At 59.6% G+C, this 5701-nt stretch carries 7 protein-coding genes and 2 pseudogenes; all 9 read left to right on the top strand.

Annotation, left to right across the window (positions count from 1 at the left end):
- A pseudogene (locus X733_RS1000000170530) lies at nucleotides 1-210 on the top strand (hypothetical protein); the annotation flags it as partial.
- Nucleotides 211-212: 2 nt separating this feature from the next.
- On the top strand, nucleotides 213-743 hold the full coding sequence (locus X733_RS136635; protein ID WP_023747773.1) for a hypothetical protein: 531 nt from the start codon (nucleotides 213-215) through the stop codon (nucleotides 741-743).
- A complete protein-coding gene (locus X733_RS1000000170440) occupies nucleotides 744-3062 on the top strand; it encodes a hypothetical protein (protein WP_023753145.1) in 2319 nt (772 codons plus the stop codon).
- Nucleotides 3063-3064: 2 nt separating this feature from the next.
- Nucleotides 3065-3460, top strand: coding sequence for an SMI1/KNR4 family protein (locus tag X733_RS0136400; protein ID WP_023735867.1), 396 nt, complete (start codon nucleotides 3065-3067; stop codon nucleotides 3458-3460).
- A complete protein-coding gene (locus X733_RS136640) occupies nucleotides 3457-3663 on the top strand; it encodes a hypothetical protein (protein WP_023734799.1) in 207 nt (68 codons plus the stop codon). The genes X733_RS0136400 and X733_RS136640 overlap by 4 nt, the downstream gene beginning before the upstream one ends.
- A 134-nt stretch (nucleotides 3664-3797) precedes the next feature.
- Entirely contained in the window at nucleotides 3798-4106 is a 309-nt protein-coding gene (locus X733_RS136645) for a hypothetical protein (RefSeq protein WP_023753144.1), read from the top strand.
- 10 nt (nucleotides 4107-4116) lie between these two features.
- A complete protein-coding gene (locus X733_RS1000000170035) occupies nucleotides 4117-4374 on the top strand; it encodes a hypothetical protein (RefSeq protein ID WP_155924307.1) in 258 nt (85 codons plus the stop codon).
- 579 nt (nucleotides 4375-4953) lie between these two features.
- The gene (locus X733_RS136655; protein ID WP_023820445.1) at nucleotides 4954-5139 is read left to right on the top strand and encodes a hypothetical protein; all 186 of its coding nucleotides are present in this window, start codon (nucleotides 4954-4956) and stop codon (nucleotides 5137-5139) included.
- Between the two features lie 70 nt (nucleotides 5140-5209).
- Nucleotides 5210-5701: pseudogene (locus X733_RS0136395) on the top strand (hypothetical protein); the annotation flags it as partial.

The raw sequence follows: 5701 nt of genomic DNA, 5'->3' as shown, positions 1-5701 counted from the left end.
CGGGCAGCCGCACCCGCTCGCCTCAGCCGCGCCGGGCTGCAGGTCGACCGGCTGCTTTTGTCCCTGCTCGCTGCCGGCGGTCCACTCGACCCGCGCCCGCAGCTTGGCGCGCCGGTCGCCGGCGTCAAAAGCAAGTTCATTCCCGCAATCAAACCCATTCCCGCGAGAAAACCCATTCCTGCAATCAAACCCCTGGGCGAACGAGGCTGACCATGTGCACACTTGCCCTTCTCGGCACCGTTCTTTCCGTCGGCGGCGCGCTGGCCGAGGGCCAGCAGTCGAAGCAGATGGCCGACTATCAGGCCAAGGCCTATGAGCAGCAGGCGCAGGCGGATGCTCAAGCCGCCGCCTTCGAGCAAGGCCAGGAGCGCCACAAGCAGGACCTGCTGCAGGCGCAGGCGCGCGCCCAGGCCGGCGCGTCCGGCGTCGGCATAGCCGGCTCGCCGACCGAGGTGCTGGCGGCGAATGCCAGGCAGGGCCAGGCGGATCTCGGCGCGCTGCTGTACGGCTCGAAGCTGCGCCAGAACAATCTCAACAGCCAAGCCGCCATCTCGCGCTTCCAGGGCAAGCAGGCGGTGACGGCGTCAATCTTCAACGCCGGCAGCGCGCTCGTTGGCGGCCTCTCCAAAATCTACGACCCGACGAAAGCGGCAGCGTCAAGCGCTGCGGCCGCCGCTGTGCCGGGCCGCTCCGTGATCTTCGGCAGTGCGGCCCTCAGGGCTCCGTGGGCGGGGAACACCTAGATGGTACACATCATCCCCCTTTCCGTCGGCCAGCGCCGGCTCGATACCGGCAACGCCGTGCAATATCCCCAGGGGTCGCCGATCGGCGGCGCCATGCAAGGTTTCGGCGACCACCTTTCCGCTCTTGCCGAACGCTACCAGCAGATGAAGGACCAGCAGGACGCGTTCGACGCCGAGCTGGCGCGTCGCGGCTTCGACGCGCGGATCGCGCAGGCCGAAGATGAAGTGGCGGCGAACGCGCCGGCGGATGGCGCAGGCATGCATGAAGCCATGTATGGCGAGGTCGACCTGCGCGCCGGCCGGGTGGTGAAACCAGGCCTGTACGATACGCTGTTCGACGATGCGAAACGGACGATGCCCGAAAGCCAGCAAGCCGCTTTCGCAGGTGAGAAGGAAAACAAGCGCGTCGTTGGCGCATACCGCATGGCGCTGCGGCAAAAGACCAAACGCGACGACTACGAGAAGGCCACCGTCGACACGACGCTGACAACCAATGCCATCGCCATAGCAAAAGGCGACCCGAACGACACCGCGAACTTCGAGGCGATCCGGCAGAGCGGGCTCGACCTGATCGCCAAGATCGGCAACCCGCTTGCCAGGCAAGCGGCGGAAGCCGCCTGGCGCACCAACGCGGCCAAGGCGCTGGTTCAGGCGATGATCGCCACGGACCCGAAGCGCGCTGCTGAAATGTTGGGTGCGGTGCCGGTCGCCGGCGGCGAGACCGCTGGCGATAGCGCGCAGGCTGCGGGCAACTCCTTTGTGGACGGCCCAAGGATGGCGCCCGGGAAAGAAGACCGCGTCGGCACGCAGACGCCGGATGACCGCATCGCGCAGGCGTTCAGGGACGATCTTCCGCAGGAGGAACAGGATGCGCTGGCCTTAAAGGCAAAGGTCGCAAAATTCAGTCAGGACATCCAGACGCGCGTCGAGATCGGTCGCGCCGAGAGGGAAGCGCCGGACGAGATAGCACGCACGGGCGCCTACTCCGGCCCAATGCCGGGCAAGGACGCCTACAGGACCATCTATGGCCTCGATGAGGGCGACAGGCGCCGGCAGGGTCTCGAATGGCGTACCAATGTCGGCAAGAAGATTTTCGACATGGCGACCATGTCGAACCAGGAGATCAATGCCGCCGTTGTCAGTGCCGAGCCGGGGCCGAACGCTTCACCGGCGGATCAGGCGGGCCACGATTCAACCGCTGCCGCGGCAAATCTGGTCCTGGAAAGGAGGCGAGTCTATCCAGGTGACTATGTCGATGGATTGTCTTCAGAAATCTCGGAGGGTTGGAAAGCCGTATTTGGCACTGGGCCCTCTGATTCAGAGGCTTTCGACCAAGATACTTACGACAAAACACTAGCCTTGTCTGTCGCCCAGCAAAATGCATTGGGCATCGCTGATGAAAATCTCCAACCCGTGCCGTTCTCTTTTCTCCTCAAGCTTGCCGAGCAGCGCGACAGCGGAAGCATGTACTTCATGGACAACTACGCGAAGGCGAGCGAGTTGTTCGCGCGCACGAAGGGTCCTGTCGCACGAGCAGCTTTGGTTCGGGAATTGGATGAGGCCGGCCTGGGCGGGATTCTTCCTGGCGGCAAGCCTGGCCTTTCGGCGATCGAGGTATTTCGATCGGAGGCCAGAGGCCTTGGCAAGGCAGGTGCGAATGCGGGGATATTCGCAGGCAAATTGATGAAGGGGATTGGCTACGGGGCTTCCCTTGGAACAAGCGATCCTCCCGATTTCAGCCAAGGCTACTTCGAGCCTTCGAACAATGCCGAGAAGGTGATGATGCGTCAGGGAAATGACGCATTGAGCTGGGCGATACCTGGGCCGGGCATTGGGCGAACTGCTGTTGCCGCGAAAGGGATACCTCGCACACTTGAGCCGTTGAGTGCCATGGCGTCGGGGCGCGCCGAAGGTCTCATCGCCAAAGAGCTTCCCGGTGAGTTGTCTAAGGAAGGCGCGGGACTCGTCGAAGGTGGCAGCGGACACCCGGCCGTCGCTCTCGATCTCCCCTCGGGCAGTTTCTCAATGTCAGATTGGGCAGATTATCCGATAGCGGTTGTGCCCAAGCCAGATGGATTATTCATACGGCTAGAAGGTACACAGCAAAAAGCTGCTAGAAAAGCGGCTGATCAGGCCAATCGCATTATCCGCCAAGAGCGAGGCCTTGTCGGCCAGCCCGTGGATGTGCATGAAATTAAGCCAGTGAAGTTTGGCGGGAGTCCGACCGATCCGTCCAACAAGGTCATTCTGCCCCGAGAAGTTCATCAGCAGCAGGTTACGCCCTGGTGGAACAAATTACTAAAAGACATTGGAGAATAGCAGTGGGATATGCACTAACTAAGGGACGTTTCGACCCACCGGCTCAAGCTGCAGTTGTCGATGGCCTGCCCGCAAGCCTGGGAGTGACGTTGCCGAAGGATTACGCCAATTTCCTTAGGGAGCATAATGGAGGTGAAGGCTTCATCGGCGACAGCTATATAATTTTTTTCAAGGCTGAAGAGTTGGTAGACTTCAATCGAGAATATGAGGTTGAGAAATACGCACCAGGCATCCTCTTGTTTGCGTCGAATGGAGGAGGGGAAGCCTATGGCTTCGACACCCACGATGTGGAAATGCCGATCGTGCGCATCCCATTCATATTTATGGAACGGCAATCCGCCGAGACGATAGCGCGTGACCTCGCCGGTCTATTTGCTGCGTTGGAGGACTTGAAATGAGCGTCCAAGGTACAGATTCGCGTTCCAAAGGCATGGAATTGTTCGAGATCAAACCGGTAGCGGTTGGCGGCGATCCAGTTAGCATGGAGAACAAGATCTGGTTGACCAGGCAAGAGCATTTTCAAGTGGTGCGCTTTTGGAATCGAACTATCGAAGTTCAGCGTAAGGCGGCACTGGAAAAGGCGGGACGAAACGGGGAATAGAGTGCAAGGAGCACGAGCCATGACCAGCGTCGGACGATCATTTGCAAATCCACCGAACCGCCGGCGCAAGCAACTCGTCCCTAGATCCCAACATAATAATGGTACCATCTTCCAGGAGGTTTTGCATCCGAATCGTGGCGGAGGGTTTCTCTTTGGGGCAAGTAGGCAGGCTGATAGACATAGTTGCAAGGCTGTCGGAGTTTGACGAGTACGACACGATTTATGCGTCGGAGCCTTGGACCGAGGATTCCGATGCGATGGTTGCTACCGGGCTGGACACGGGAAGATCGCCACCGGAGGCCGTCGAAGCCGGTTTGGAATATTTTCTTGAGATACATATCTGTCGAGAAGTCATCGAGGGTTGGCTTGCCTCAATAAAAGAAAAACCTAGCCTAGCGGGGGTTTGTCCAAGGCTTATCGAATACGCCATCAATGACGCATAGGAGAGATAGAGTGGAACATAACCCGCGCTATGACGGAAAGCCGCTGCTTAAACTATTGGAATTTTATGTTTTGTGGGTAATTGGTGAGCTGCCCGAAGAGGTGGATAAGTCCTTGAAGGCGATAGCTCTCAAACTGCACACTCTCTATGGCGGCGATGGACAGTGGCAGGGCGCAATTGCCGCATCTGTTCATTTTTCCGAGGAATACCGGCGGAAATCCGGGGTCTATGGGCGAGGAACCTCGAAATCGCTCGCGACAACGACGTAACGCTTTCGCCTCAGAAATTTGCCGAGATGTTCGTAGATGAAAATTTCGAGAATGATGGATTACGGTGACAGCGTATTTCTAGAGGTCCGCACCAGTGCAGGTAGAGCGAAAACTCTAAACTTGACAAATTGAAAAGAGTGCACTGTCACCGTAATTCCGAAGCATTGAGACGCATAATTCAGCTGGACAGCCTGATCGTGGGCGTTGGAGGAACTGCCGAGTTATACTTGTCCAGCGGACAAAGTGGCTTCAGTATGGACGGACCCGTTGAGAAGAACAGCAATGTCTATTAGATTCGCTGCGCTAGCGCCCACTTACATCTGAAGGGCTGGCCAGCGGTCACTTTGAAAATCGCATGGGACGGCGGCCTTGGGTCGCCGCAATGAACATAGGCAGGAAGATACTTCTCGGTGGAACCGTTTCCTATGACGACGACATCGAACTGAACAAGCGGCGGCAACACCCGACCATAGCCTGGTTGTGGCGGCTGGAGACATGTGATCCTTCGGAATGGCCAGAGCTACTGGCCAAATACGAAGACATCGGTCGCACAGTCATGCAGAGGGCGACGCCGAGGCAATGGCGCTGAGGATCGAGCTTGGGCTGCCGGCTGAACCGGAGAAAGTGCCGACCGAAGAAGAGCGTATTCTGGCGGAGGCCGGGGATGGCTATGTGACGCCTGCGCAGCGCAAGCGGCTGCGCTACCTGCGCAAGAGGAGGGGTGATGCGCCGCGTCTAACTCTTCGGCCTTCATCACAGCGCTGATCGTCGCGCACCAAATTGGAACTTCTTTCAAGCCTCGCTTTCGCGGGGCTTTTTTCATGGAGCAAGCCTTATGGCCCGACCTGCAACTGCCGCCGTTCGCCTGTTGACCGGCGAGCGTGAACCCGTGCGCCTGGCGACGACAAGCAACATCACCCTTTACGGCCTGCAGACCATCGACGGCGTGCCGGCCGAGGTCGGCGACCGCGTGCTGGTCAAGAACCAGGCCGATGCCCGCGACAACGGCATTTATTCCGCCAGCGAAGGCGCATGGTTCCGCGCCGCCGATGCCCGCACGGCCCGCACCTTGCAGAAGGGCACGACGGTGCATGTGCAGCAGGGGGCGGTCTCGGCAGACTTCGTCTATGTTTTCGAAACGTTCGACCCGGTGATCGGCACCGACGCGGTCACGATCGCCTTTTACCTGTCGGAGGACACGCTGGGCGATGCGGTGGGCGCGGCCAGCGCTGCTGCCGCCAGTGCCGCTGCGGCGCTCACCTCGAAGAACGCTGCCGCCACCAGCGCCACCAATGCCGGCACCTCGGCCGGCGCCGCCGCAGGTTCG

This window comes from Mesorhizobium sp. L2C066B000, from assembly GCF_000502335.1.
In the GTDB taxonomy this organism is placed as follows: Bacteria; Pseudomonadota; Alphaproteobacteria; order Rhizobiales; family Rhizobiaceae; genus Mesorhizobium.
The sequence above is the reverse complement of the archived record's forward strand: the minus strand, read 5'-3'. Positions and strand labels throughout refer to the sequence as shown.